At 67.3% G+C, this 23,068-nt stretch carries 18 protein-coding genes, 1 pseudogene and 1 riboswitch; of the genes and pseudogenes, 11 read left to right on the forward strand and 8 right to left on the reverse strand.

Translation table 11 applies throughout. From position 1 onward, the window contains the following. Complete coding sequence (locus E0W60_RS11680; RefSeq protein WP_133098147.1) at positions 1–1,260, reverse strand: muropeptide transporter; 1,260 nt, start codon at positions 1,258–1,260, stop codon at positions 1–3. A 154-nt stretch (positions 1,261–1,414) separates the two neighbouring features. Between E0W60_RS11680 and E0W60_RS11685 the strand changes: the two genes are divergently transcribed. Beyond that, positions 1,415–2,374: a M48 family metallopeptidase gene (locus E0W60_RS11685; protein WP_133098148.1), complete on the forward strand. Its 960-nt coding sequence runs from the start codon at positions 1,415–1,417 to the stop codon at positions 2,372–2,374. Between the two features lie 81 nt (positions 2,375–2,455). Beyond that, positions 2,456–4,504 carry a S8 family peptidase gene (locus E0W60_RS11690; RefSeq protein WP_135704222.1) on the forward strand — a complete coding sequence of 683 codons (2,049 nt, stop codon included), beginning with the start codon at positions 2,456–2,458 and terminating at the stop codon, positions 4,502–4,504. A gap of 73 nt (positions 4,505–4,577) precedes the next feature. Here E0W60_RS11690 and argC read toward each other — a convergent pair whose 3' ends face one another. Then, complete coding sequence (argC, locus tag E0W60_RS11695) at positions 4,578–5,525, reverse strand: N-acetyl-gamma-glutamyl-phosphate reductase (protein ID WP_135704224.1); 948 nt, start codon at positions 5,523–5,525, stop codon at positions 4,578–4,580. Between the two features lie 168 nt (positions 5,526–5,693). On the opposite strand from argC, the pseudogene E0W60_RS11700 reads away from it, so the two are divergent. Further along, positions 5,694–5,795 (forward strand): annotated as a pseudogene (locus tag E0W60_RS11700) (type II toxin-antitoxin system MqsA family antitoxin); the annotation flags it as partial. Between the two features lie 9 nt (positions 5,796–5,804). Here E0W60_RS11700 and E0W60_RS11705 read toward each other — a convergent pair. Then, on the reverse strand, positions 5,805–6,581 hold the full coding sequence (locus tag E0W60_RS11705; protein ID WP_135704226.1) for an exodeoxyribonuclease III: 777 nt from the start codon (positions 6,579–6,581) through the stop codon (positions 5,805–5,807). A gap of 30 nt (positions 6,582–6,611) precedes the next feature. Here E0W60_RS11705 and pyrE point away from each other — a divergent pair, with 30 nt between their 5' ends. Together pyrE and E0W60_RS11715 are read left to right on the forward strand one after the other, a co-directional pair. Beyond that, a complete protein-coding gene (pyrE, locus tag E0W60_RS11710; protein ID WP_431189917.1) occupies positions 6,612–7,316 on the forward strand; it encodes an orotate phosphoribosyltransferase in 705 nt (234 codons plus the stop codon). Between the two features lie 83 nt (positions 7,317–7,399). After that, the gene (locus E0W60_RS11715; RefSeq protein ID WP_135704230.1) at positions 7,400–8,725 is read left to right on the forward strand and encodes a patatin-like phospholipase family protein; all 1,326 of its coding nucleotides are present in this window, start codon (positions 7,400–7,402) and stop codon (positions 8,723–8,725) included. A 48-nt stretch (positions 8,726–8,773) separates the two neighbouring features. Here E0W60_RS11715 and E0W60_RS11720 read toward each other — a convergent pair whose 3' ends face one another. The 4 genes from E0W60_RS11720 to E0W60_RS11735 all read right to left on the reverse strand — a co-directional run bounded on the left by E0W60_RS11720 (position 8,774) and on the right by E0W60_RS11735 (position 12,373). Beyond that, the gene (locus E0W60_RS11720) at positions 8,774–9,583 is read right to left on the reverse strand and encodes a polyphosphate kinase 2 family protein (protein ID WP_133098156.1); all 810 of its coding nucleotides are present in this window, start codon (positions 9,581–9,583) and stop codon (positions 8,774–8,776) included. A 98-nt stretch (positions 9,584–9,681) separates the two neighbouring features. After that, the gene (dapF, locus tag E0W60_RS11725; RefSeq protein ID WP_135704231.1) at positions 9,682–10,548 is read right to left on the reverse strand and encodes a diaminopimelate epimerase; all 867 of its coding nucleotides are present in this window, start codon (positions 10,546–10,548) and stop codon (positions 9,682–9,684) included. Between the two features lie 53 nt (positions 10,549–10,601). Further along, a complete protein-coding gene (locus E0W60_RS11730; protein ID WP_135704233.1) occupies positions 10,602–11,495 on the reverse strand; it encodes a lipid A biosynthesis lauroyl acyltransferase in 894 nt (297 codons plus the stop codon). Beyond that, positions 11,492–12,373, reverse strand: a complete 882-nt coding sequence (locus E0W60_RS11735; protein ID WP_135704235.1) for a lysophospholipid acyltransferase family protein — start codon at positions 12,371–12,373, stop codon at positions 11,492–11,494. The genes E0W60_RS11730 and E0W60_RS11735 overlap by 4 nt, the downstream gene beginning before the upstream one ends. Before the next feature lie 311 nt (positions 12,374–12,684). Between E0W60_RS11735 and metK the strand changes: the two genes are divergently transcribed. The 3 genes from metK to E0W60_RS11750 all read left to right on the forward strand — a co-directional run bounded on the left by metK (position 12,685) and on the right by E0W60_RS11750 (position 17,536). Then, positions 12,685–13,848: a methionine adenosyltransferase gene (gene metK / locus E0W60_RS11740; protein ID WP_133098160.1), complete on the forward strand. Its 1,164-nt coding sequence runs from the start codon at positions 12,685–12,687 to the stop codon at positions 13,846–13,848. An 802-nt stretch (positions 13,849–14,650) separates the two neighbouring features. Then, positions 14,651–15,595, forward strand: a complete 945-nt coding sequence (locus tag E0W60_RS11745) for a Kdo hydroxylase family protein (RefSeq protein WP_135704237.1) — start codon at positions 14,651–14,653, stop codon at positions 15,593–15,595. A 261-nt stretch (positions 15,596–15,856) separates the two neighbouring features. Then, entirely contained in the window at positions 15,857–17,536 is a 1,680-nt protein-coding gene (locus E0W60_RS11750; RefSeq protein ID WP_135704239.1) for a GMC family oxidoreductase, read from the forward strand. Positions 17,537–17,558: 22 nt separating this feature from the next. On the opposite strand, the gene E0W60_RS11755 is transcribed toward E0W60_RS11750, so the two are convergent. Next, entirely contained in the window at positions 17,559–19,229 is a 1,671-nt protein-coding gene (locus E0W60_RS11755; protein ID WP_135704241.1) for an acyl-CoA dehydrogenase family protein, read from the reverse strand. 212 nt (positions 19,230–19,441) lie between these two features. Next, a riboswitch (TPP riboswitch) is annotated at positions 19,442–19,543 on the forward strand. Positions 19,544–19,642: 99 nt separating this feature from the next. On the opposite strand from E0W60_RS11755, the gene thiC reads away from it, so the two are divergent. From thiC to thiS, 3 genes are all read left to right on the forward strand, one after another. After that, entirely contained in the window at positions 19,643–21,523 is a 1,881-nt protein-coding gene (gene thiC, locus E0W60_RS11760; protein ID WP_133098165.1) for a phosphomethylpyrimidine synthase ThiC, read from the forward strand. 142 nt (positions 21,524–21,665) lie between these two features. Continuing rightward, entirely contained in the window at positions 21,666–22,856 is a 1,191-nt protein-coding gene (locus E0W60_RS11765) for an FAD-dependent oxidoreductase (protein WP_133098166.1), read from the forward strand. A gap of 12 nt (positions 22,857–22,868) precedes the next feature. After that, positions 22,869–23,066 (forward strand): sulfur carrier protein ThiS, encoded by a 198-nt coding sequence (gene thiS / locus E0W60_RS11770; RefSeq protein ID WP_029047356.1) that lies wholly within the window; start codon positions 22,869–22,871, stop codon positions 23,064–23,066. The last annotated feature ends 2 nt before the right edge of the window (positions 23,067–23,068 follow it).

Consider the following 23,068-nt stretch of genomic DNA (forward strand, 5'->3'; position numbering starts at 1 on the left):
TCAGGCGATCGCTTCGCGCGCCTGGGTTTCGTAGCGGTGCACGGTGTTGCGCATTGCCCAGAGCAGCATCACGCCGGGCAGCGCCACCGCCACGGTGCCGAGGTAGAACGGCGCCCAGCCCCAGGCCTCGACCATGTAGCCGGAGGTCGGCCCGACATAGACCCGGCCCACCGACGCCAGCGCCGACAGCAGCGCATACTGCGTGGCCGAGAACGAGCGGTTGCACAGCGTCATCAGCAGCGCCACGAAGGCCGCGGTGCCCATGCCGCCGCACAGGTTTTCCACCGCGATGGTCGCGCCCATGGTCCACAGGTGCGGCGGCGTCACGGCGAGTATCCAGTAGCCCAGGTTCGATACCGCCTGCAGCACACCGAACACCATCAGCGAACGGTACAGCCCCAGCCGCACCATCAGCGTGCCGCCGAACAGCGCGCCGATGATGGTGGCGGCCAGTCCCAGTGTCTTGTTGACGATGCCAACCTCGCCGGCCGAGAAACCCACGCCGCGGATCAGGAAGGTGGTCGACAGGCTGCCGGCAAAGGCGTCGCCCAGCTTGTACAGCACGATCAGCAGCAGCAGCCACCATGCGCCGGGCCGCGCGAAGAAATCGCGCAGCGGGCCGAGCACCGCCTCTTCCAGCGAGCGCGGCGCGCGCGCGGGCACGTCGGGCTCGGGCGCCCACAGCAGGGTCAGGATGCCCACGGCCATCAGCGCCGCCATCAGCAGGTAGGTCTGCTGCCAGCCGAGCACGCGGTCGGCCAGCCACAGCGCCAGGCCGCCCGAGACCAGCATCGCCAGCCGGTAGCCCAGCACCTTCACCGCCGCGCCGGCCCCGCGCTCGGCCGGACGCAGCACGTCGGTGCTGTAGGCATCGAAGACAATGTCCTGCGAGGCCGACAGGAAGGCCACCAGCGTAGCCAGCGCCGCCAGCGTCCACAGCGCCTCGCGCGGCGGGCAGAACGCCATTGCGGCGATGCCCGCCACCAGCCCCAGCTGCGTCAGCAGCAGCCAGCCGCGGCGCCGGCCCAGCAGCGGCGGCGTGTAGCGGTCCATCAGCGGTGCCCACAGGAACTTGAAGATATAGGCCTGGCCCACCAGCGAGAAGAAGCCGATGGTCTTGATATCCAGGCCCTCGACCGTCATCCAGGCCTGCAGCGTGCCGGAGGTGAGCGCCAGCGGCAGCCCGGAGGCAAAGCCCAGGGTCAGCATGGCGCCGATGCGGCGGTTGCGGAAGATATCGAGATAGGCCTGGAAAGTCATGGATGCGCGGGGGGTGGAGCGCCGCGCGGCTGCGCGGGCGCCGTGTATTATTGCATCACCTGTTCGCCGCCCCGCCACTTGTGCTGCGGCAGCGTTGCCAGGGATCGCACCGGTCCGCCGCCACGATCCCTCCACTGCGCCCGAGGAACCGCAAATGCTCCGCCCCCAGCAATGTGTCCAGCGTCCGATTCGTGTCCGGCTCGTCCGCGCGCTCGCGCTGGCGGCGGCGTTGCTGGCCTGGTCCGGCATGCCCGCCCAGGCGCAGGAAACCGAATCCGGAGGCATCAGCATCCAGCGCGGCGGCTCGGCGGTGCGCAATATCGTGCCCGCCGAGGCGATCGAGCAGCAGGCCGCGCAGGAGTACGAGCAGCTCAAGCAGGAAGCCATCGCCAAGCGCGCGCTGGCCGGCGACGACAACCCGCAGCTCAGGCGCCTGCGCGCGATCGGCAAGCGGCTTCTGCCGCAGACCGTGCGCTGGAACGAGCGCGCGCGCAACTGGCCGTGGGAGATCAACCTGATCGGCTCGAAGCAGGTCAACGCGTTCTGCATGCCGGGTGGCAAGATCGCCGTCTACACCGGCCTGCTTGACCAGCTCAAGCTGACCGACGACGAGGTCGCGATGGTGATGGGGCACGAGATCGCGCACGCGCTGCAGGAGCATGCGCGCGAGCGCGCCGCCAAGTCCGAGATCACCAACCTCGGCGCCAACGTCATTTCGCAGCTGTTCGGCTTCGGCAACCTGGGCAACATGGCGCTCGGCACCGGGGCGCACCTGCTGACACTGCGCTTCTCGCGAGCCGACGAGACCGAGGCCGACCTGATCGGCATGGATATCGCCGCGCGCGCCGGCTTCGATCCGCGCGCCGCGGTGTCGCTGTGGCAGAAGATGGGCAAAGTGTCGCAGTCGGGCACTGATTTTTTGTCGACGCACCCGTCCGGGCGCAGCCGCATTGCCGACCTGGAAAAGCACATGCCCGAGGTGCTGCCACTCTACGCACGCGCGATCAACACCCCGGTCGACAGGCTGCCACCGTACCGCGCCAATATGGCGGGACTGGGCGATGCGCCGGTCGACGCGGGCGACGACGACAGAAGCAAGCCGCTGAAGCGCTAGCCGCTGCTTGCGGCGCCTGGCGCCGGCAACCAGGGCGGCCACCGGATCGAAGGACAATGCGACAACCGCAGGGGAACCCGCATGAGCCTGAACCGCATGAGCCCGTCGGAGCAACGGGCCGCCTATATGCTGATCTTCGCGGGCAGCGAGGCCGAGCCCGACCGCTTCACCAGCGACCTGCCGGTCAGCTCCGAAGTCTGGCTGCTGTATGCGTCGGGAGAATCGTTCGAGGTGCCGCGCGGGCTGTTGCTGACCCCGCACCACGCCGCGGGCATTGCCGCCCTGCGCACCGCGGTGCTGCGCCGCCTGCCGGCGCTGGCCGAGCCGGCGGCGGCAGGCCAGCGCTTCCTGGCGGCAAATGAATCGCACCTGCTCGCGCAGATCGATTTCTTCGACATGCTCAGGCTGCTGCCGCTGACGGCATGGTGGCACCGGGAGGTACGGCTGCCGATGGCCAGCGCCAGCTGGTCAACCGCCGCGCGCCACGCGCTCGAGCGCAGCCTCACCGGCGACGCCTTCGTGCGCTGGCTGGGCGAGTCGGTGCTGGCCCATGTGTCCAGCGAGACAGCCATTGCGAGGTTCAAGGACATCGGCTACACCGCTTCCCGGACGCGCTTCGGCGGCATCCCGGCGCCGGCCGGCCAGGCGCTGGGACGGCTGGTCAATGTCGCCGCGCAGTATGTTGCCCTGACCTTGCTGGGACTGGACGACGACAGCTTCCCGCCCGGCGGCCTGACCCGGCGCATCGGGCAGGCGAGCCGGCAGGTGCTTGAAACGCTATGGGCCTGCCTGCAGGACGACCATGCGGCGCCGCCGGATGCCGATGCCGCGGATGCGGCGAAGGTGGCCGCAGTGGCGCCGCTGTGGCGCATCTCGGTCAACCGGCCGGCAGAGCACGCGGTGTTTTCGTCGCGCAAGACCGTGAAGGCGGATGCGGCGATCCGCGTGTTCGATACCGGCGGGCAGGGCGTGCGCTGGGCGGTGATCGACTCCGGCATCGATGCGCGCCATCCGGCGTTCTTCGATCCCGCCAGGCTGGAGGGAGCGCTGCCGGTCAGCGACGGCCTGATCGCACCGCGTCTGTCGCGCGTGGTCAGGACGCTGGATTTCACCCGCCTGTCGGCGATCACCAGCGGCCGCCTGCCGCCCATGCCCAAGGGCAAGCGCGGCCCCGGCGAGGCCGAGCTCAGGGAGCGCATTGCGGCGATCGCCGACGACCTCGCCAACGGCCGCATCATCGACTGGTCCGTGATCGAGCCTTTGCTGGAAATCAGCCAGGAAGACCTGGCGCAATACGTGCCGCCGGGCGGCAGCCACGGCACGCACGTGGCCGGCATCATCGGCGCCGGCTGGCCGTCTTCGGCCTACCTGGCGCGGCCGGAGCCCATGCCGCTGCCGCCCGAGCTTGCCGAAAGCGGCGATGTCAGCGGCATCTGCCCGCGTATCGAGCTGCTCGACCTGCGCATTTTCGATGCGCAGGGCAGGGGCGATGAGTTCGGCATCCTGGGCGCGCTGCAATATGTGCGCTGGCTCAACCAGAGCCGCGACCGGCAATATGTGCACGGCGTCAACCTCAGCGTGGCGCTGCGCCATGACGTGCGCACCTACGCCTGCGGCAGCACGCCGGTGTGCGTCGAATGCGACCGGCTGGTGGCCAACGGCGTGATCGTGGTGGCGGCGGCCGGCAACTATGGCTATGACGAGCAATATGCGGCCGCGCACATGGGCGCGGGCTTTCGCGGCCAGACCATTACCGATCCTGGCAATGCGCGCACCGTGATCACGGTGGGAGCGACCCATCGTACCGATCCCTACCGGTACGGCATCTCTTATTTCTCCAGCCACGGTCCCACCGGCGATGGCCGCATCAAGCCCGACCTCGTGGCACCCGGGGAGAAGATTACCTCCACCGTGCCCGGCGGCACGCTGGCGTCGATGGATGGCACCAGCATGGCCGCGCCGCATGTGTCCGGCGTGGCCGCGCTGCTGCTGTCGCGCAACAATGAGCTGATGGGCCAGCCCGAGACCGTCAAGGCCATCCTGTGCGACGCGGCCACGGATCTTGGGCGCGAGCGCGCATTCCAGGGGGCCGGGCTGGTGGATGCGTTGCGGGCGCTGCAGCGCGTGTAGGCCGCGCCGGTTTCCGGCCAGTAAAAAAAGCCGGCAGTGCCGGCTTTTTTGTTGTGTCCAGGAAGCAGCCGTATCAGGCCTGCAGCCCCGTGGCCTCGTCGGCACCGACATGCACGTTCATGCATTGCACCGCCGCGCCGGCCGCACCCTTGCCCAGGTTGTCCAGGCGCGCGACCAGGTTCAGGCGCTCGGGGGTGCCGAACACGAACAGGTCGACACGGTTGGTGTCGTTGTTGGCCTGCACGTCGAAGAAACCGTCGTCGAGGTTGTCCTCGCTGTTGTACGGCATCACGCGCACGAACTGCTCGCCTTCATAGTGCTTGCGGTAGATGTCGACGATCTGCTCCGGGCTCACCTTGCGCGCCAGGCGCTCGCCGAACACCGGCACCGTCACCGCCAGGCCCTTCAGGAAGTTGCCGACGATCGGGTTGAAGATCGGGTCCGACGACAGGCCGCCCTGCACGCGCATCTCGGGCAGGTGTTTGTGCTGCAGCGCCAGCGCGTACGGGCGCGGGCTGTGCAGCTTCGGGTTACCGCCGGCTTCAAAGTCGGCAATCATCTTCTTGCCGCCGCCGCTGTAGCCGGTCAGCGAGAACGCCGTCACCGGGTAGTCGCGCGGCAGCACGCCGGCATCGACCAGCGGCCGCACCGCCAGCACGAAGGCGCTGGCGTGGCAGCCCGGCACGGCGATGCGCTTGCTGGCACGGATCTTCTCGCGCTGGCCGCGCACCAGTTCCGGCAGGCCATAGGCCCAGTTGTCGGCGGTACGGAACGCCGTGCTGGCGTCGATCACGCAGGTATTCGGGTTGGTCACCAGCGACACCGCCTCGCGCGAGGCCACGTCGGGCAGGCACAGGAAGGCGACGTCGGCGGTGTTCAGGAAGCGTGCTCGCTCGGCCGGGTCCTTGCGCTTGTCATCGGCAATGCGCAGCAGTTCCACGTCGGAACGACCGGAAAGATAGTCAAGCAGCCGGAGACCGGTCGTGCCTTCCTGACCATCGACGAACACTTTGAAAACCATGGCGGACTCGCTCTATGAAATGCGGGGGAAATACGCGTGAATGCGCGCGTGAATGCGAAGTATCTCCTGCCGGGCGCAGGGGCGAACCTGCATTGTAGCGGGGATGGGGGCCGGTCGCAGGGGTTTGTACCGATTGGATTCTTGCGGTTTGGCACAGTTCGCGGCTTGCGCTACGAGACCGGCCGGATGCTGCCCCCGCTGGCGCTCGTCAAGCTGCTGAAACTCCTTGACCGCCACCCGGAACTTCTAGAAGAAGTCCGGGCGGCCTGACTACATAGCTCAGAGCGGATAGTCGTAATCGATCGACAACGGCGCGTGGTCGCTGAACTTCTCGTCCTTGTAGATCGAGCACAGCTGCGCCGTGTCGGCGATCTTCGGCGTTGCCAGGTGGTAATCGATGCGCCACCCCACGTTCTTGGCGTATGCCTGGCCGCGGTTGCTCCACCACGTGTACTGGTCCGGGCGAGGATCGAGCTTGCGGAACACATCGACGTAGCCATGGACGTCGAACAACTCGCCGATCCAGGCGCGTTCTTCCGGCAGGAAGCCCGAGTTTTTCAGGTTGCCCTTCCAGTTCTTGATATCGATTTCCTTGTGCGCGATGTTGACGTCGCCGCACAGAACGATCTCGCGCCCGCTGGCCTTCAGCTGCAGCAGGTGGGGCAGGAAAGCCTCCATGAAGCGGAACTTGGCCAGCTGGCGTTCCTCGCCGCTGGAACCGGAAGGCACGTACACCGAGATCACCGCAAGGTGCGGATACTGCACTTCCACATAGCGGCCTTCGCCGTCGAACTCGGCGTTGCCGAAACCGGTGATGATCCGCTCAGGCTTGTGCCGCGTGTACAGGCCCACGCCGCTGTAGCCCTTCTTCTCCGCATAGTGGAAGTAGCCGTGGTAACCGTGTGGCGCCAGGAACGCTTCGGTCATGTCTGCGGCCTGTGCCTTCAGTTCCTGCACGCAGACCATGTCCGCGTCCTGCTTGCCCATCCAGTCGAAAAAGCCCTTCTTGGACGCGGAGCGGATGCCGTTGAGGTTGGCGCTGATAATCCGTAACATTCGGGGAAATTTTGAATTCAGAGAGAAATGATGACGCAGCAGAACACGCCGGCCGCCTTGCCCGAGGGCATGCAGGGCACCGACCTGAGCCAGACCTTTATCCGCTTTGCGCTCGACGCCGGCGTCCTGTCGTTTGGTGAATTTGTCACCAAGGCCGGCCGCAAGTCGCCCTACTTCTTCAATGCCGGGCTGTTCAACCAGGGCGCGATGCTCGGCGAGGTGGCGCAATTTTATGCGAAAACCCTGCTGGCCTCGGGCGTGCAGTTCGACGTGCTGTTCGGGCCGGCCTACAAGGGCATCACGCTGGCCTCGGCGACGGCGGTGGCGCTGGCCGGCATGGGACGTGACGTCGGCTTCGCCTACAACCGCAAGGAAGCCAAGGACCATGGCGAAGGCGGCACGCTGGTTGGCGCCAAACTGCAGGGCAAGGTCGTCATCGTCGACGACGTCATTTCCGCCGGCACCTCGGTGCGTGAATCGGTCAACCTGATCCGCGCCGCCGGCGCCGAGCCGGCCGCCGTGCTGATCGCGCTGGACCGCATGGAAAAGAGCGGGACCGCCGACCAGGTTGGCACGCATTCGGCCGTGCAGGACGTGCAGCGCGAATTCGGCATCCCCGTGATCGCGATCGCCAGCCTGAAGGACCTGCTGGCCTATCTCGACGCGTCGCAGGACCAGTCGCTGGCTGCTTCGCGCGAGGCCGTGTCGGCGTATCGGCAGCGCTACGGCGTCTGACGAAGCCTTGCGCCCGCGCGCGGATGCGCCGGGCGCTGCAACGATCCAGGGCAGGCGGAAAATCCAATCGGCAGGGGGCGTGCGTGGCGGCGAAAGAGCGGCAGGAACGGGCAGGGCGGCAGCCGGCAGCGGCGGCAGCGAAGGAAGCGGAAAGCGAAACAGCCAAGACCAACGGCAACGGCGATTCGCTGGCCGAGCGCGGCGCGCAGGTGCGTCCGCGCAAGCCGGTGCGCCAGGACGCCAAGGCGCCCGACAGGCCCGCGCATGAAGCCTATGCCGTGCGCGCACTGGTGCTGCAGGGCGGTGGCGCGCTCGGTGCCTACCAGGCCGGCGTGTACCAGGGCCTGGCCGAAGGCGGGATCTACCCGAACTGGGTCGCCGGTATTTCCATCGGCGCGCTCAATGCCGCGGTGATTGCCGGCAATCCGCCCGAGCGCCGCATCGAACAGCTGCGCGCGTTCTGGGAACACATCTGCGCGCAGCCGTGGCTGCCCAGCCTGTCGCCCACCTGGCTGACCGACGGCGCCGAGAGCTGGCCCGAGCCGCTGCGCGTCTGGTTCGACGGCCTGCATGCCACGCGCGCCATGGTCGAAGGCCAGCGCGGCTTCTTCCAGCCGCGCAGCTGGGTGGAGCTGATGATGCGCTATGCCGAACCCGGCCGCGCCAGTTTCTACGACACCTCGCCGCTGAAGGCCACGCTGGAGCGCTTCGCTGACTTCGACCTGATCAACCATCGCCCCGAGCTGATGCGGGTCTCGGTGGGCGCGGTCAATGTGCGCACGGGCAATTTCGCCTATTTCGACAACACCCGCGACAAGCTCTGCCCCGAGCATTTCATGGCCTCGGGTGCGCTGCCGCCGGGTTTCCCGGCGGTGGAGATCGACGGCGAGTACTACTGGGACGGCGGTCTCGTGTCCAACACCCCGCTGGCCGAGGTGCTGACCGCGCAGCCGCGGCGCGACGCGCTGATCTTCCAGGTCGACCTGTGGAGCGCGCGCGGCAAGCTGCCGCATGACCTGATCGATGTTGCCGAGCGCGAGAAGGAGATCCGCTATTCCAGCCGCACCCGCGCCATTACGGACTACATGCGCGAGCAGCAGAACATGCGCCGCATGCTCAACGAGGTGATGGCGCTGGTGCCGCAATCCAAGCGCAACAGCGAGTGGTACCGCCGCGCCGCCGAACAGGCCTGCGACGCGCGCCGTAACGTGATCCAGCTGATCTACCGCGACAAATCGTTTGAGAACATGGCCAAGGACTACCAGTTCGGCCTGCTGACCATGAACGAGCACTGGACCAGCGGCCTGGACGATATCCGCCAGACGCTGCGCCATCCGCACTGGCTGGCGATGCCCAGCCGCGAGCACCCGTTCGTCACGCACGACGTGCATCGCGGGAATGGTGGCTGAGGCGGCTGAGGTGGCTGAGCCGGGCGGCCAGCCGTCTGCACCGGGGCGCTATTCGACCTTGATGTTCGCCAGTTCCGGCTTGGTCGGCGGGTAGGCGGGCTTCAGGTCTTCGAACACCCGCGTCAGGATCTCCGCCACCATCAGGTTGCGGTGCGTCTTGGAATCGGCCGGCACCACGTACCACGGGCATTCCTGCGTGCTGGTCGCCATGATCGCGGCCTCGTACGCATCCATGTAGGCCTTCCAGTGCTTGCGCTCGGCGAGGTCGGTGGTGTCGAATTTCCAGTGTTTTTCCGGGTCTGCCAGCCGCGCCTCCAGCCGCGCCTTCTGCTCGTCGCGCGAAATATGCAGGAAGCATTTGACGATGGTGGTGCCGGTCTCGGTCAGCATTGCCTCGAAATCCCGGATCTGGCGGAAGCGCCGTTCGGTTTCGGCATTGTCGATCCAGCCGTGCACGCGCGTGACCAGCACGTCTTCATAGTGGCTGCGGTTGAACACCACGATCTCGCCGGCCCTGGGCACCTGCAGGTGAATGCGCCACAGGTAGTCGCGCGCCAGTTCATTGGGCGTGGGCGCCTTGAAGCCGACCACGCGGATGCCCAGAGGATCGAAGCTGCGGAACACGCCGCGCACGGTGCCGTCCTTGCCGCTGGTGTCCATGCCCTGCAGCACGACCAGCAGCTTGCGGCGGTGTTCGGCGTAGAAGATGTCCTGCTTAGCGTCCAGGCCCTCGCTCAGTTCGGCAATCAGGGCCAGGTCCTCGGCCTTGCCGCCGCGCGACAGCGGCTTGCTGCCGGGAGGGAAATCGGCAAGGCGGAATCGCTTGCCCGTCGTGATGCGGAAATCGTCCAGCGGCATGGGCGCTCCATCGGTATGACCTGCAAGATCAGGGAATGGGCGCCCCGCCTGGGCCGGAAACAATGCGGGCTGTGTCGTGGGGCGCGCTGCCCCTATGGTCAGGCCGGCAGGGCCGCCAGGTCAATGGTGCCTTCGAACACCGTGGTCGCCGGGCCGGTCATGCGCACCGGTTCGGTGCCGCCGTCCCAGGCAATGGTCAGGTCGCCGCCATGCGTATGCACCTTGACCGGCGAGTCCAGCAGGCCGCGCCGGATGCCGGCGACCACCGCTGCGCAGGCGCCGGTGCCGCAGGCCAGCGTCTCGCCGGCGCCGCGCTCGTAGACGCGCAGGCGAATGGTGTTGCGGTCCTGCACCTGCATGAAGCCGGCATTGACGCGGTTGGGGAAGGTGGCGTGCTGCTCGATCACCGGCCCGTCCTGCAGCACGGGGAAGTCCTCGACGTCGTCCACCACCTGCACCGCATGCGGGTTGCCCATCGACACCGCCGAGATCCACGCGGTGCGGCCGTTGACCTCCAGGCCGTAGACCGTATCCACGCCTTCAGCCCGGGTCGGCAGCCCCTCGGCACGGAACGGCACCTGGGCCGGTTCCAGCTCGGGCGCGCCCATGTCCACGGTGACCTGGCCGTCGTCCTGCAGCGTCAGCGTGATCACGCCCTTCATCACCTCCACGCGCACCGAGCGCTTGTCGGTCATGCCCTTGTCGCTGACAAAACGCACGAAGCAGCGCGCGCCGTTGCCGCAGTGCTCGACCTCGCTGCCGTCGGCATTGAAGATGCGATAGCGGAAGTCGACATCGCCGCGCGACGGTTTTTCGACCACCAGCATCTGGTCGGCGCCCACGCCGAAATGCCGGCTGGCGAGCGCGCGCCATTGCGCGGGCGTCAGGTCGATCTGCTGGTGGATGCCGTCGAGCACGACAAAGTCGTTGCCGGCGCCATGCATCTTGGTGAACTGGAGTTTCATGGTGGGGATTGTAGCCGCGGCTCGCGCAAGTTGCTGCCGCCCTCGGCGGACGCTCAATAGATCTCGGGTTCGCCCAGCAGGCGGTGCTTGAAGCGCTTGTGCACCCAGTAATACTCAGGCACGCGCGGGCGGATGCAGTCCTCGAAGAAGGCATTCATGCGGCGCGTGTCGTCGGTGACGCTTTCGCCGGGGTAGTTGTCCCAGGCAGGCAGGATGCGCAGCACGTAGCCCTGGTAGTCGGGCAGCATCTCGGTGTAGATCGGCACAACCTTGGCGCCGGTCAGGCGCGCCAGCCGCGACACCGATGTCAGCGTCAGCGCCTGCACGCCGAAGAACGGCACGAATTCCGAATCGCGTTCGCCGAAGTCCATGTCGGCGATCAGCTGCAGCGCTTCGCCCTTCTTCAGGCAGCGCAGGATGTCGCGTGCGCTGTCGTTGCGCGAAATCATGTTGGCGCCGAAGCGGCCGCGCGCGTGCTTGAGGAAGCCATCGAACAAATCATTCTTCTGCCTGGTGTACAGCGATGCGCCGGAACGCCCCACATGCTCGCGCAGGTGGATGGTCAGCCGGATCGCACCGGCCTCCACGCCCGACAGGTGCAGCGTGACCAGGATATGCGGCGTGCCGTCCAGCGACACCAGGTCGGCCTGGTCGTCGATCTGCACCCAGCGGCGCATCTGCGCCTCGCTGCCGGTCCAGAAGATGCCGCGCTCGGCAAAGCTGCGGAACACGGTGCGGAAGCTCTGGCGCGACAATTCGTCGATCTCGGCCTCGGTCTTGTCCGGGAAGCACAGGCGCAGGTTGGCCTGCACCACGCGGCGGCGTGCGCTGGGAATCAGGTAGAGCAGGCTGCCCAGCGCTTCGCCGAAGCGGGCAACGAACGGATATGGAAGTTTGCCCAGCACCGTGAGCAGGCCGATGCCGAGCCAGGTGAACACGCGGCTCATGAAATCGATTGGTCAGTGGTCGGCTCGGTGCTGCGGCTGGGGGCGGCGGCGGGCCCCTTGTAGCGGCTGTATCCCCACAGGTACTGGGTGGGACACTGCCTCACCAGGATCTCGACGGCCTGGTTGATCACCGCGGCCGCTTCGGCCGGGTCGTCCGGCAGCATGCCGCCCTCATTGAGCACATGCAGGTGGGCGCGATAGCCCGCGCCTTTCGGCAGCCGTTCCGCAAAGACCGCGACCACCGGCGCGCCGGTCAGCTGCTGCAGCCGGTGCACCAGCGCCATGGTGTAGGCCGGCTTGCCGAAGAACGGCGCCCAGTTACCCTCGCCGCCGCTGGGTACCTGGTCCGGCAGGATCCCCACCGCCTGGCCGCGCTTGAGCGCCTTGACCAGCATGCGCACGCCGCGCGGCGTGGCGGGCGCCATGTGCATATTGGGCCGGGTGCGCATCTTTTCGATCCAGTCGCGCAGCCAGGGCTGGTGTGGCGGCTTGAACAGCGCGGTGACCGGGCGCACCAGCGCGTGGGACTGCGGCAGCACTTCAAAGCAACCCAGATGCGGCGTCAGGATGATGAGGCCCTTGCCTCGGGCCTGCAGCTTTTCCAGTTCCGGCCACATGTAGTCGTCGAAGCCAAGCAGCCGTGCGCCGATCTTCTTGCGGCTCCAGAAATAGGGCATCTCGATCATCATGCGACCGGCCGAGCGGGCGGCTTCATCGATCATCGCCTGCGTGGCGTCGGGAAACGCCAGGCGGAAATTTTCATTCAGGCGCTGGCCGTAGCGGCCGGGCAGCCGTGCTGCCAGCAGTCCGAGCGCGCCGCCTGCGGCCTGCAGCAAGCGCAGTGGGAAACGGGAGATCAGCCAGAAAAGAAAGGTCATCGGGCGTGGATTGCAGTCCGGGCTGCAAACAGGTCAAATCCGGCGCATTTTTTCCCCGGCGCGGAATTCAGTTCCACGCCGGCTTGCCGTAAATCCGGGCAAACGGCATGCCGTGGCGGCAGCGTGTTGCGTCGGCGCCTTTGGCGCGCTGCAACGAGCCCGGCAGGCGCGTATAATAGCGTGTATCGCCGAGTTAACTGACAACTTGCGGGGCGATGCAGCTCAAACCGGGCTGTTTTAAATACCGCTAAAGCGTCGCCGCCATGAACCCGACCGGGTGGCACGCAATAGCCAACCTGGAGAATAAGTTCGTGGCAAACGACTTCCTTTTTACTTCGGAATCGGTTTCCGAAGGCCATCCCGACAAGGTCGCCGACCAGATTTCCGACGCCGTCCTCGACGCCATCCTGGCGCAGGACAAGTATGCGCGTGTGGCCGCCGAGACGCTTTGCAACACCGGCCTGGTGGTGCTGGCAGGGGAAATCACCACGACCGCCAACGTCGACTACATCCAGATCGCGCGCGACACGATCAAGCGCATCGGCTACGACAACACCGAATATGGCATCGACTACAAGGGCTGCGCCGTGCTGGTGGCCTATGACAAGCAGTCGCCGGACATCGCCCAGGGCGTGGACCGCGCCTCGGACGACTACCTGAACCAGGGGGCCGGCGACCAGGGCCTGATGTTCGGCTACGCCTGCGATGAGACGCCGGAGCTGATGCCGTTCCCGATTTACTACGCGCACCGCCTGGTCGAGCGCCAGTCGCTGCTGCGCCGTGACGGCCGCCTGCCCTGGCTGCGTCCGGACGCCAAGTCGCAGGTGACGGTGCGTTATGTCGACGGCAAGCCGCACAGCGTCGATACCGTAGTGCTGTCGACGCAGCATTCGCCGGATATTACGCAGGCGCAGATCCGAGAAGCCGTGATCGAAGAGATCATCAAGCCGGTGCTGCCGGCCGAGATGCTGAAAGAAACCACGTATCTGGTGAACCCGACCGGGCGTTTCGTGATCGGCGGCCCGCAGGGCGACTGCGGCCTGACCGGGCGCAAGATCATTGTCGATACCTATGGTGGCGCTTCGCCGCACGGTGGCGGTGCGTTTTCGGGCAAGGACCCGTCCAAGGTGGATCGCTCGGCTGCCTATGCGGCGCGTTATGTGGCCAAGAACGTGGTGGCCTCGGGGCTGGCGCGCCAGTGCCAGGTACAGGTGAGCTATGCCATCGGCGTGGCGCGGCCGATCAATGTGACGGTGTACACCGAAGGTACCGGCAAGATTCCGGACGCCAAGATTGCGGAACTGGTGCAGGAGCATTTTGACCTGCGGCCGAAGGGTATTGTGCAGATGCTGGATCTGCTGCGTCCGATTTATGAGAAGACTGCGGCTTACGGCCACTTTGGGCGTGAAGAGCCGGAGTTCTCTTGGGAGGCTACGGATAAGGCGGCTGCCTTGCGCGCTGCTGCTGGACTGTAAGTGGGTCTTCGGAGTCCGGATCCTGGACTCCTGCACTTCTGACTTCGGCAAGCCCCGCTGGCCCGCAAGGGACGGTGGGGTTTTTTGTTTTTGGTGGTGGGTCGCCGTTGATGACATGCTGTCGGCCGTTGAACCGCCTGGTTCCGCCCTGCTGGGCGGGTCACTTTTTGTCCGAGCGACAAAAAGTAACCAAAAAACGCGTCGCCTGAGCGGCTGGCTATCAATTTGGCGGCGTGGGTGGGTCGGGCGGTGGTGATTTCCGTTCGATGTGGCTGGTGGCTCAAACCTGCTACGCCAGGTGAGTTTGGGATAGTGGCTGCGTCGACCCACTATTGGACGATCCCCATGCCGGGCGTAGGCCGCCTGCTGCCGGCGTCAACGCGGGGACGCCTACGGCTGCGCTGCGCGCGCTCAGTATCGTAGGTCGGGGGCTTGGGCACGGAGTGCATCGCTGCGCTCGCACAGCGCGGTCGTGAAGGACGCCGGGCCCGAAGCCCGGATCAGGACGTGGGCGCAGCCCTGCCACCTTAGGGCCGGCGCGCAGCGCAGCCGTAGGCGTCCCCGCGTTGACGCGAGCAGCAGGGGCCACGCCCAGCTCTGGGCTCGTTCAATCATCGCAGGCGGTTCAACAGCCGACAGCATGTCATCAACAGCGACAGCAGACGCTAAAACAGCCAACAGCATGTCACCAGGCCAGAAAGCCCCCGCCCCCTGCGCCCCAATCGCCACCCAAACACCCAGGTAGTAAAATCCCAACCACCACAAAATTCCTTCACGGGGGTCCCGTCCCCAGAGGACTGCCATGCCCGCAGCACCAGCCATTTCCAATGCCACCGCGCCGAACCGCTCCGCGTCGGGAGGCAGCCTCGACCTGATCCGCCCACAGCCCTACACCAACTGGGCCCCCCAGGTCACCCCCGAGGAACGCGCCACCCTTCGCCGCGAGCTGGAGCAGGGCGCGGTGCTGTATTTCCCCAACCTGAGATTCCACTTCGAACCCGGCGAGGAACGCTTCCTCGACGCCCGTTATTCCGACGGCAAATCCAAGAACATCAACCTCCGCGCCAACGACACCGCGGTGCGCGGCGCGCAGGGCACCCAGCAGGACCTGTCCGACCTCTACACGCTGATCCGCCGCTATGCCGACAACAGCGAGTCGCTGATCCGCACGCTGTTCCCCGAATACATTCCCCACATGACCCGCGCCGGCACCTCGCTGCGTCCCAGCGAGATCGCCGGCCGCCCGGTCAGCTGGCGCAAGGACGACACCCGCCTGCACGTCGATTCCTTCCCCTCCAACCCGATGCTGGGCAAGCGCCTGCTGCGCGTGTTCCATAACATCGACCCGGCCGCGCCGCGCGTGTGGCGCGTGGGCGAGCCATTCGGTGATTTCGCGCAGAAGTTCGTGCCGAAGACACACGGCATGTGGCCGGGACAGGCGGCGCTGATGAAGCTGCTGCATATCACCAAGCGCAAGCGCTCGGAATACGACCACCGCATGCTGCAGCTCCACGACCTGGCCAAGGCCGACCTGGACTACCAGCGCGACGTGCCCCAGCAGGAATTCCATTTCCCGCCCGGTTCGACCTGGATTGTCTTCAGCGACCAGTTGCTGCACGCCGCCATGCGCGGGCGCGCGATGATGGAGCAGACCATCTATCTTGAGCCGCAGGCGATCTCCGACCACACCCACTCGCCCGAGGCCGTGCTGTCGCGCATGCTCGGGCGGCCGATGCTGGTGTCCTGACCCGCAGGCCAGACGCGCAGTCGGTTGCAACACCCCGGGGCATCGGGATGGCGCGCCGGCTGCCGCGCGCATCACTTGAAGGCCAGCCAGGGCCATTGATGCCTGTTCCTCCATCGGCATGACAACCGCCCGCCCGGACCACCAACGCCGGCACGCCGCAACCCTTCACCCCCGCTCAGGCTAGCGCCTACACTGAATTTCACGGCTTGCCATCCGCTGGCCCGGCTGACTCTCGCCGCCTGCGGACATGCGGGGAGACAGATGGAAACCACCTACGACTACGTCATCGTCGGCGCGGGATCGGCGGGCTGTGCGCTGGCCGGAAGGCTGGCCGACAGCGGGGACGACACCATTGCCCTGGTCGAGGCCGGCCAGCACGACCACCATGTGCTGGTACGCACACCCGCCGCGTGCGCCGCCATGCTGCCGCGCGCCAGCGCACGCAACTATGCCTACGAGACCGTGCCGCAGCCGGGACTGAATGGCCGGCGGGGCTACCAGCCGCGCGGACGCGGCCTGGGCGGCTGCTCGTCGATCAACGCGATGATCTACACGCGCGGACGGCCCGCCGACTACGACGACTGGGCCGCCGCAGGCTGCGACGGCTGGTCATGGGACGACGTGCTGCCGTATTTCCGCCGTGCGGAATGCAATGAGCGCCTGGCCGGCAGCGACGACGATCCGCTGCATGGCGGCAGCGGCCCGCTCCATGTATCGGACCTGCGCACGCCAAATCCCTTCGCCGAGCGCTTTATCGAGGCCGCGCAGCAGGCGGGCTACCTGCGCAACGATGACTTCAACGGCGAAGAGCAGGAGGGCGTGGGCTGGTACCAGGTCACGCAGCATGCGGGCGAGCGCTGGAACGCGGCGCGCGCCTACCTGCACGGCGGCAACACGCGCGACAAGGCCTGCAACGGCGGGCGCGCGCGGCTGCAGGTGCTGACCGGCACACAGGCCCTGCGCATCGTCTTCGAGGGCCGCCATGCGGCCGGCGTGCTGGTCGCGCGCGACGGCCGCCAGCAACTTCTGCGCACACGGCGCGACGTGATCGTTTGCGCCGGCACCTTCGGCTCGCCGCAATTGCTGCTGGTGTCCGGCGTGGGACCGGCGGCGCAGCTGCGCGAGCTTGGCATCGACGTGGTCCACGACCTGCCCGGCGTGGGCGCCAACCTGCAGGACCATCTCGACATCATCCTGCACAAGCGCGTGGCGGCGCCCGAGTTGTTCGGCGTGTCGTTCAGCGGCTTCATGACCCTGCTGTCGGAAATGCTGCGCTACCGGCGCGAACGCACCGGCATGCTGTCGAGCAACTTCGCCGAGGCCGGCGGCTTCATACGCAGCCGCCCCGAACTGGCCGAGCCCGACCTGCAGCTGCATTTCGTCGTCGGCATGGCCGACAACCACATGCGCCGGCTCAACTTCGGCCACGGCTACTCCTGCCACGTATGCGTGCTGCGTCCGCGCAGCCGCGGCGAGGTGCGGCTGGCATCGGCCGATATCCGCGAGGCGCCGCTGATCGACCCGCGCTACCTCAACGATGTGCGCGACCTCGACGACATGGTTGCCGGCGTGCGCATCGTGCGCCGGATCTTCGCGCAGCCGCAGCTGGCCAGCTACGGCGGGCGCGAGCTGTACTCCGCGCACCTGCGCGCCGACGGCAGCGACGATGCCGACGTGCGCGAGATGATCCGCGCACGTGCCGACACCATCTATCACCCCGTGGGCACCTGCCGCATGGGCATGGACGCGCTGGCGGTGGTCGACCCGCAGTTGCGCGTGCGCGGCGTGGAAGGGCTGCGCGTGGTCGATGCCTCGGTCATGCCGACGCTGGTCGGTGGCAACATCAACGCGCCCGCGATCATGATCGGCGAACGCGCGCATGACCTGATCCGCTACGCGCCGCGGGTGATGCTGCGCGTGCTGGAGTCGATGGAGGCGTGACGCAAGCGCCGGGTCTGCGCGGCTAGCCTTCGAAGCCGCGCGATGCCACGCGCTTCAGCAATTCGGCCTCCGCATCCAGCGTGCCGAACACGCGTCCATGCTGGCGTCCAAGCCGGCTGGCGACAAACAGCTCCGCATTCTCCGCATCGGCATGCGCCAGCATCAGCGCCGCCTGCGTGGTCAGCACCAGCCCCTGCGCAAAGCGGCGCGCGTTGGCCTCCAGGTGCTCCGGCGCTTCGCGCAGCAGCGCCTGCAGCGATGCCAGCTCGGCGCGCACCGCTGGATGGCCGCCGGCGCGGCGCTGCAGGTCCTGCAGCAGGCGCGCGCCGTCGTCGGGGTTGCGCTGGATCGCGCGCAGCACGTCCAGGCACATGATGTTGCCCGAGCCTTCCCAGATCGAGTTGACCGGCGCTTCGCGGTACAGCCGCGCCATCGGGCTTTCTTCGACGTAGCCGTTGCCGCCCCAGACTTCCATCGCCTCGCCGGTGGCCTCGATGGCGCGCTTGCAGATCCAGAACTTGGCCGCGGGCGTGACCACCCGCTTCCACGCGGCGGCGAGCGGGTCGGGGTTGTCGCCCTCGGCGTGCTCGAAGGCGTGGCCCAGTTCCATCATCAGCAGCGAGGCCGCTTCGGATTCCAGCGCCAGGTCCGCCAGCACATTGCGCATCAGCGGCTGGTCGGCCAGCAGGCGGCCGAAGGCGCTGCGGTGGCGCGTATGGTGCAGCGCCTGCACGAAGGCCGCGCGCAGGATGGCCGAGCTGCCGATCACGCAGTCGAGCCGCGTATTGGTCGCCATCTCGATGATGGTGGGGATGCCGCGTCCTTCCTCGCCGATCAGGATGCCGGTCGCGTCGCGGAACTCGACCTCGCTGCTGGAGTTGGAGCGGTTGCCGAGCTTGTCCTTCAGGCGCTGGATCTGGATCGGGTTCTTGCTGCCGTCGTCGCGGAAGCGCGGCACGAAGAAGCACGACAGCGGGCCGTCTTCGGCGCCCATGCGCGCCACCACCAGGTGCGCGTCGCACATCGGCGCCGAGAAGAACCACTTGTGCCCGGTCAGCGCGTATTCCGCGCCGCGGCCTTCGCCACGCACGGCGCGCGCCACGGTGGTGTTGGCGCGCACGTCCGAGCCGCCCTGTTTCTCCGTCATGCCCATGCCGATCATGATCGCGGTCTTCTCGCGCCAGGGCAGGTCGCGCGCATCATGCTCGCTCGCATACAGGCGCGGCTCCAGCTCGGCGAACAGCGCGGTTTCCTTGCGCAGCACCGGAATGCTGGCGAGGGTCATGGTGGGCGGGCACAGCGAGCCGGACTCAACCTGCGCCTGCAGGAAGTAGCCCGCGGTGCGCGCGCTCCACACGCCCGCGCGCGGCAGCGCGAAGGGCAGGGCCTGCAATTGCTGGCTGCGCAGCAGCGACAGCAGTGCGTGCCAGCTTGGGTGGAATTCCACGGAATCGATGCGCTCGCCGGTGCGGCTGTGCGTGTGCAGCTCGGGCGTATGGCGGTTGGCGTCGGCGGCCCATTGCTGCACTTCCGGCTCGCCCAGCCGCGCGCCGAACTGCCCCAGCGCCTCGGCATGCCAGCCGCCGCCAAGCCGCTCCAGCGCGGCGCGGACGATGGGATCGCAGCCGAAGAGGTTGTAGTGCGCAAGGTCCGGCACCTGGTTGAAGACACGATGCGTGGCGGCGTCGGTCATTTTGGGAGGTCTCCTGGATCGGTTCGATGCTTGCCGTTTGCTTTGCATGGTAGAGCACCTGACACGCGTTTGAGTGCATGCTCGGCCGCTTGATGCCTGTTTTTGCGCTGCACCATGCGCGATTCGATACCTATGCGCACAGGTGTGGCACCACAAACGACGGGGAACTGGCACTGGCGCCCACCGGTGCTCTGTGCTTAAATTCACCCCGTTGGATGAAACAGGGGTGCCGTACGGATGGGCCGTGCGGCTGAGAGAGTCCCTTCGAACCCGATCCGGTTAGTACCGGCGTGGGAAGTTTCAGCAAGACCAAGCCTCTAGTCCCTCCGGGACTCGCCGCCCAGGCCACCACGCCGCCGGCAGCGCTCACAGGGCTCCTGGTTTCGTCCACCCCGCAAGAGAGGACGACACCCATGGCCCGTACTGCCCCCGCTGCTTCCTTCGAATCGCTCGAGAGCGACCTCGACCAGAAATTTGCCTACCCGGCTTCCAGCAAGACCTACCTGACCGGCAGCCGCCCGGATATCCGCGTGCCGCTGCGCACGATCCTGCAGACCTCCACGCGCACCGAGAAGGGCGAGATGCCCAACCCGCCGATCCCGGTGTACGACACCTCGGGCCCGTACAGCGACCCGGACGTGCATATCGACCTGAAGGCCGGCCTGCCGGCGGTGCGCGCCAAGTGGATCGAAGAGCGCGGCGACACCGAAGTGCTTCCCGGCCTGTCGTCGGAATACGGCCGCGACCGCGCCAACGACCCGGCCACCGCGCACCTGCGCTTTGCCCAGCTGACCAACCCGCGCCGCGCCAAGGCCGGTGCCAATGTGTCGCAGATGCACTATGCGCGCAAGGGCATCATCACGCCTGAAATGGAGTACGTGGCGCTGCGCGAATCGCTGAACCTGCAGGCGCTGTACGACAAGCCCGAATACAAGGCGCTGCTGCGCCAGCACCCCGGCAACGCGCTGGGCGCCGGCCTGCCGCTGCGTCCGGAAGACATCACGCCGGAATTCGTGCGCCAGGAGATCGCCTCGGGCCGCGCGATCATTCCCGCCAACATCAACCACACCGAGCTGGAGCCGATGGCGATCGGGCGCAATTTCCGCGTCAAGATCAACGGCAACCTGGGTAACTCCGCCGTGACCTCGTCGCTGGCCGAGGAAGTGGAAAAGATGGTGTGGTCGATCCGCTGGGGCGCAGACACCATCATGGACCTGTCGACCGGCAAGCACATCCACGAAACCCGTGAGTGGATCCTGCGCAACTCGCCGGTGCCCATCGGCACGGTGCCGATCTACCAGGCGCTGGACAAGACCGGCGGCATCGCCGAGGACCTGACCTGGGAGATGTTCCGCGACACGCTGATCGAGCAGGCCGAGCAGGGCGTGGACTACTTCACCATCCACGCCGGCGTGCTGCTGCGCTACGTGCCGCTGACCGCCGACCGCGTCACCGGCATCGTCTCGCGTGGCGGTTCGATCATGGCCAAGTGGTGCCTGGCGCACCACAAGGAAAACTTCCTGTACACGCACTTCGACGAGATCTGCGAGATCATGAAGGCGTACGACGTGTCGTTCAGCCTCGGCGACGGCCTGCGTCCGGGCTGCATCGCCGACTCCAACGACGATGCCCAGTTCGGCGAGCTGCGCACGCTGGGCGAGCTGACCGCCAAGGCGTGGAAGCACGACGTGCAGGTGATGATCGAAGGCCCGGGCCACGTGCCGCTGCAGCGCATCCAGGCCAATATGGACGAAGAACTCAAGCATTGCTACGAGGCGCCGTTCTACACCCTTGGACCGCTGGTGACCGACATCGCCCCCGGCTACGACCACATCACCAGCGGCATTGGCGCGGCCAATATCGGCTGGATGGGCACGGCCATGCTGTGCTACGTCACGCCCAAGGAGCACCTGGGCCTGCCGGACAAGGAAGACGTGCGCGAAGGCATCATCACCTACAAGATCGCTGCCCACGCCGCGGATCTTGCCAAGGGCTGGCCGGGCGCACAGCTGCGCGACAACGCGCTGTCCAAGGCACGCTTCGAGTTCCGCTGGGAAGACCAGTTCAACCTCGGCCTGGACCCGGAACGCGCGCGTTCGTACCACGACGCCACGCTGCCGGCAGAAGGCGCCAAGATCGCCCACTTCTGCTCGATGTGCGGGCCGAAGTTCTGCTCGATGAAGATCACGCAGGAAGTGCGCGACTACGCGGCATCGCTGCCCAAGGAAGCGCAGCAGGGCATGGAAGAAAAGTCGATCGAGTTCCTGAAGAAGGGCAGCAAGATCTACTCGTAAGGCAACGGCAGTACGGGCATGGCCTCGCAACCATGCCCGCGCATGTTCCGCCGCCGCGCAGCGCCCCGCGCGGCGGCACAGACAACAAGGAGGCCGGCGCGGCGGCATGCCCGCATGCCCATGCGCCGGCACAACATCCCTCATGACAGCAGTACAGTCGTTTGACGTCGCCATCCTTGGGGCCGGACTTGCCGGCCGCCTGGCTGCCTGGCAACTGGTGCGCAGCGGCGCCCGCGTGGCGCTGGTGGAGCGCGCCGGGCCGGACGGCGCGGGTTCGGCCGCCTACGTGGCCGCGGCCATGCTGGCGCCGCTGGCGGAATCGGCCATCGCCGAGCGCCGCATCGTCGATCTGGGCATCGCCAGCGTCGACCTGTGGCGGGCGTGGCTGGCCGAGTTGCCGGAGCCGGTGTTCTTCCAGGAGGACGGCACGCTGGTGGTCTGGCATGCGCGCGACCGCGGCGAGATGTCGCTGTTCACCAGCCGCATGCGCGCGGTGGCGCCGCCCGAGCTGGTGTCGCAGCGGCTGCGGGCGCTGGACGGCAAGGGCGTGGGCGAAGTCGAGCCGGCGCTGGCGGGCCGCTTCCCGCAGGGGCTGCTGCTGGCCGGCGAGGGCCAGCTCGACAACCGCGGCGTGCTGCGCGCGCTGCTGTCGTGCGCGGTCAGCGAGGGCGTGCATTGTGTCTGGGAAGCCGGCGAGGTAGAAGCCGACACGCTGCCGGCGCTGGGCATCCGCGCCGACGTGGTGCTGGATTGCCGCGGCCTGGGCGCGCGCGCGGCGTGGCCGTCGCAGCCCGGCGGCAGCGCGCCCGGACTGCGCGGGCTGCGCGGCGAAGTGGTGCGCGTGCATGCGCCCGACGTGAAGCTGCACCGGCCGGTGCGGCTGCTGCATCCGCGCTACCCGATCTATATTGCTCCCAAGCCCAACGACCTGTACGTGATCGGCGCGACCGAACTGGAAAGCGAGGACGATTCGCCGATGAGCGTGCGTTCCGCGCTGGAGCTGCTGTCGGCGGCGCATTCGCTGCATCCCGCTTTCGGCGAGGCGCGCGTGCTGGAACTGAACGTGCAGCGCCGCCCCACGCGGCCCGACCACCTGCCGGCGATCCGCGTCGACCAGCAGGCGCGCGTGGTGCGCGTCAACGGCCTGTACCGCCACGGCTTCCTGATCGCGCCGGCGGTGACCGAGGCCGCGTGCGCGGTCGTGGGCGCGTTGCTCAAGGGCGATCCTGCCGCCCATGCAGTGCCTGCCGCGCTGCGCTGGCCCGGCATGATCGAGGCAGTGACGGAAGCGCCGGCCGCAACGCTGCACGCGCGCACCGGGCTGCTGCACTAACGCAAGACTGACATGGAAATCCTGCTCAACGGCCGACCTCTCGCCCTTGCCGAATCCGCCACACTGGCGGATGCGGTGGTCGTGGCGAAGATCGCGCCCCCTTTTGCCGCGGCGGTCAACGGCCAGTTCGTGCCGCGCGCCGCGCATGCCAACACCCCTCTTGCGGCCGGCGACCGCATCGACCTCGTGCAACCCGTGACGGGAGGCTGACC

Origin of the sequence: Cupriavidus oxalaticus, from assembly GCF_004768545.1 — a bacterium.
Classification (GTDB): Bacteria; Pseudomonadota; Gammaproteobacteria; order Burkholderiales; family Burkholderiaceae; genus Cupriavidus; species Cupriavidus oxalaticus_A.

What these genes read in the sequence shown, in the direction of transcription:
- E0W60_RS11755 (WP_135704241.1), bottom strand. Translation starts at nt 19,229, where the DNA reads ATGACCGACGCCGCCACGCATCGTGTCTTCAACCAGGTGCCGGACCTT.
- dapF (WP_135704231.1), bottom strand. Translation starts at nt 10,548, where the DNA reads ATGAAACTCCAGTTCACCAAGATGCATGGCGCCGGCAACGACTTTGTC.
- thiC (WP_133098165.1), top strand. Translation starts at nt 19,643, where the DNA reads ATGGCCCGTACTGCCCCCGCTGCTTCCTTCGAATCGCTCGAGAGCGAC.
- E0W60_RS11680 (WP_133098147.1), bottom strand. Translation starts at nt 1,260, where the DNA reads ATGACTTTCCAGGCCTATCTCGATATCTTCCGCAACCGCCGCATCGGC.
- E0W60_RS11765 (WP_133098166.1), top strand. Translation starts at nt 21,666, where the DNA reads ATGACAGCAGTACAGTCGTTTGACGTCGCCATCCTTGGGGCCGGACTT.
- thiS (WP_029047356.1), top strand. Translation starts at nt 22,869, where the DNA reads ATGGAAATCCTGCTCAACGGCCGACCTCTCGCCCTTGCCGAATCCGCC.
- E0W60_RS11745 (WP_135704237.1), top strand. Translation starts at nt 14,651, where the DNA reads ATGCCCGCAGCACCAGCCATTTCCAATGCCACCGCGCCGAACCGCTCC.
- E0W60_RS11685 (WP_133098148.1), top strand. Translation starts at nt 1,415, where the DNA reads ATGCTCCGCCCCCAGCAATGTGTCCAGCGTCCGATTCGTGTCCGGCTC.
- E0W60_RS11750 (WP_135704239.1), top strand. Translation starts at nt 15,857, where the DNA reads ATGGAAACCACCTACGACTACGTCATCGTCGGCGCGGGATCGGCGGGC.
- E0W60_RS11690 (WP_135704222.1), top strand. Translation starts at nt 2,456, where the DNA reads ATGAGCCTGAACCGCATGAGCCCGTCGGAGCAACGGGCCGCCTATATG.
- E0W60_RS11730 (WP_135704233.1), bottom strand. Translation starts at nt 11,495, where the DNA reads ATGAGCCGCGTGTTCACCTGGCTCGGCATCGGCCTGCTCACGGTGCTG.
- pyrE (WP_431189917.1), top strand. Translation starts at nt 6,612, where the DNA reads ATGACGCAGCAGAACACGCCGGCCGCCTTGCCCGAGGGCATGCAGGGC.
- E0W60_RS11735 (WP_135704235.1), bottom strand. Translation starts at nt 12,373, where the DNA reads ATGACCTTTCTTTTCTGGCTGATCTCCCGTTTCCCACTGCGCTTGCTG.
- E0W60_RS11720 (WP_133098156.1), bottom strand. Translation starts at nt 9,583, where the DNA reads ATGCCGCTGGACGATTTCCGCATCACGACGGGCAAGCGATTCCGCCTT.
- E0W60_RS11705 (WP_135704226.1), bottom strand. Translation starts at nt 6,581, where the DNA reads ATGTTACGGATTATCAGCGCCAACCTCAACGGCATCCGCTCCGCGTCC.
- argC (WP_135704224.1), bottom strand. Translation starts at nt 5,525, where the DNA reads ATGGTTTTCAAAGTGTTCGTCGATGGTCAGGAAGGCACGACCGGTCTC.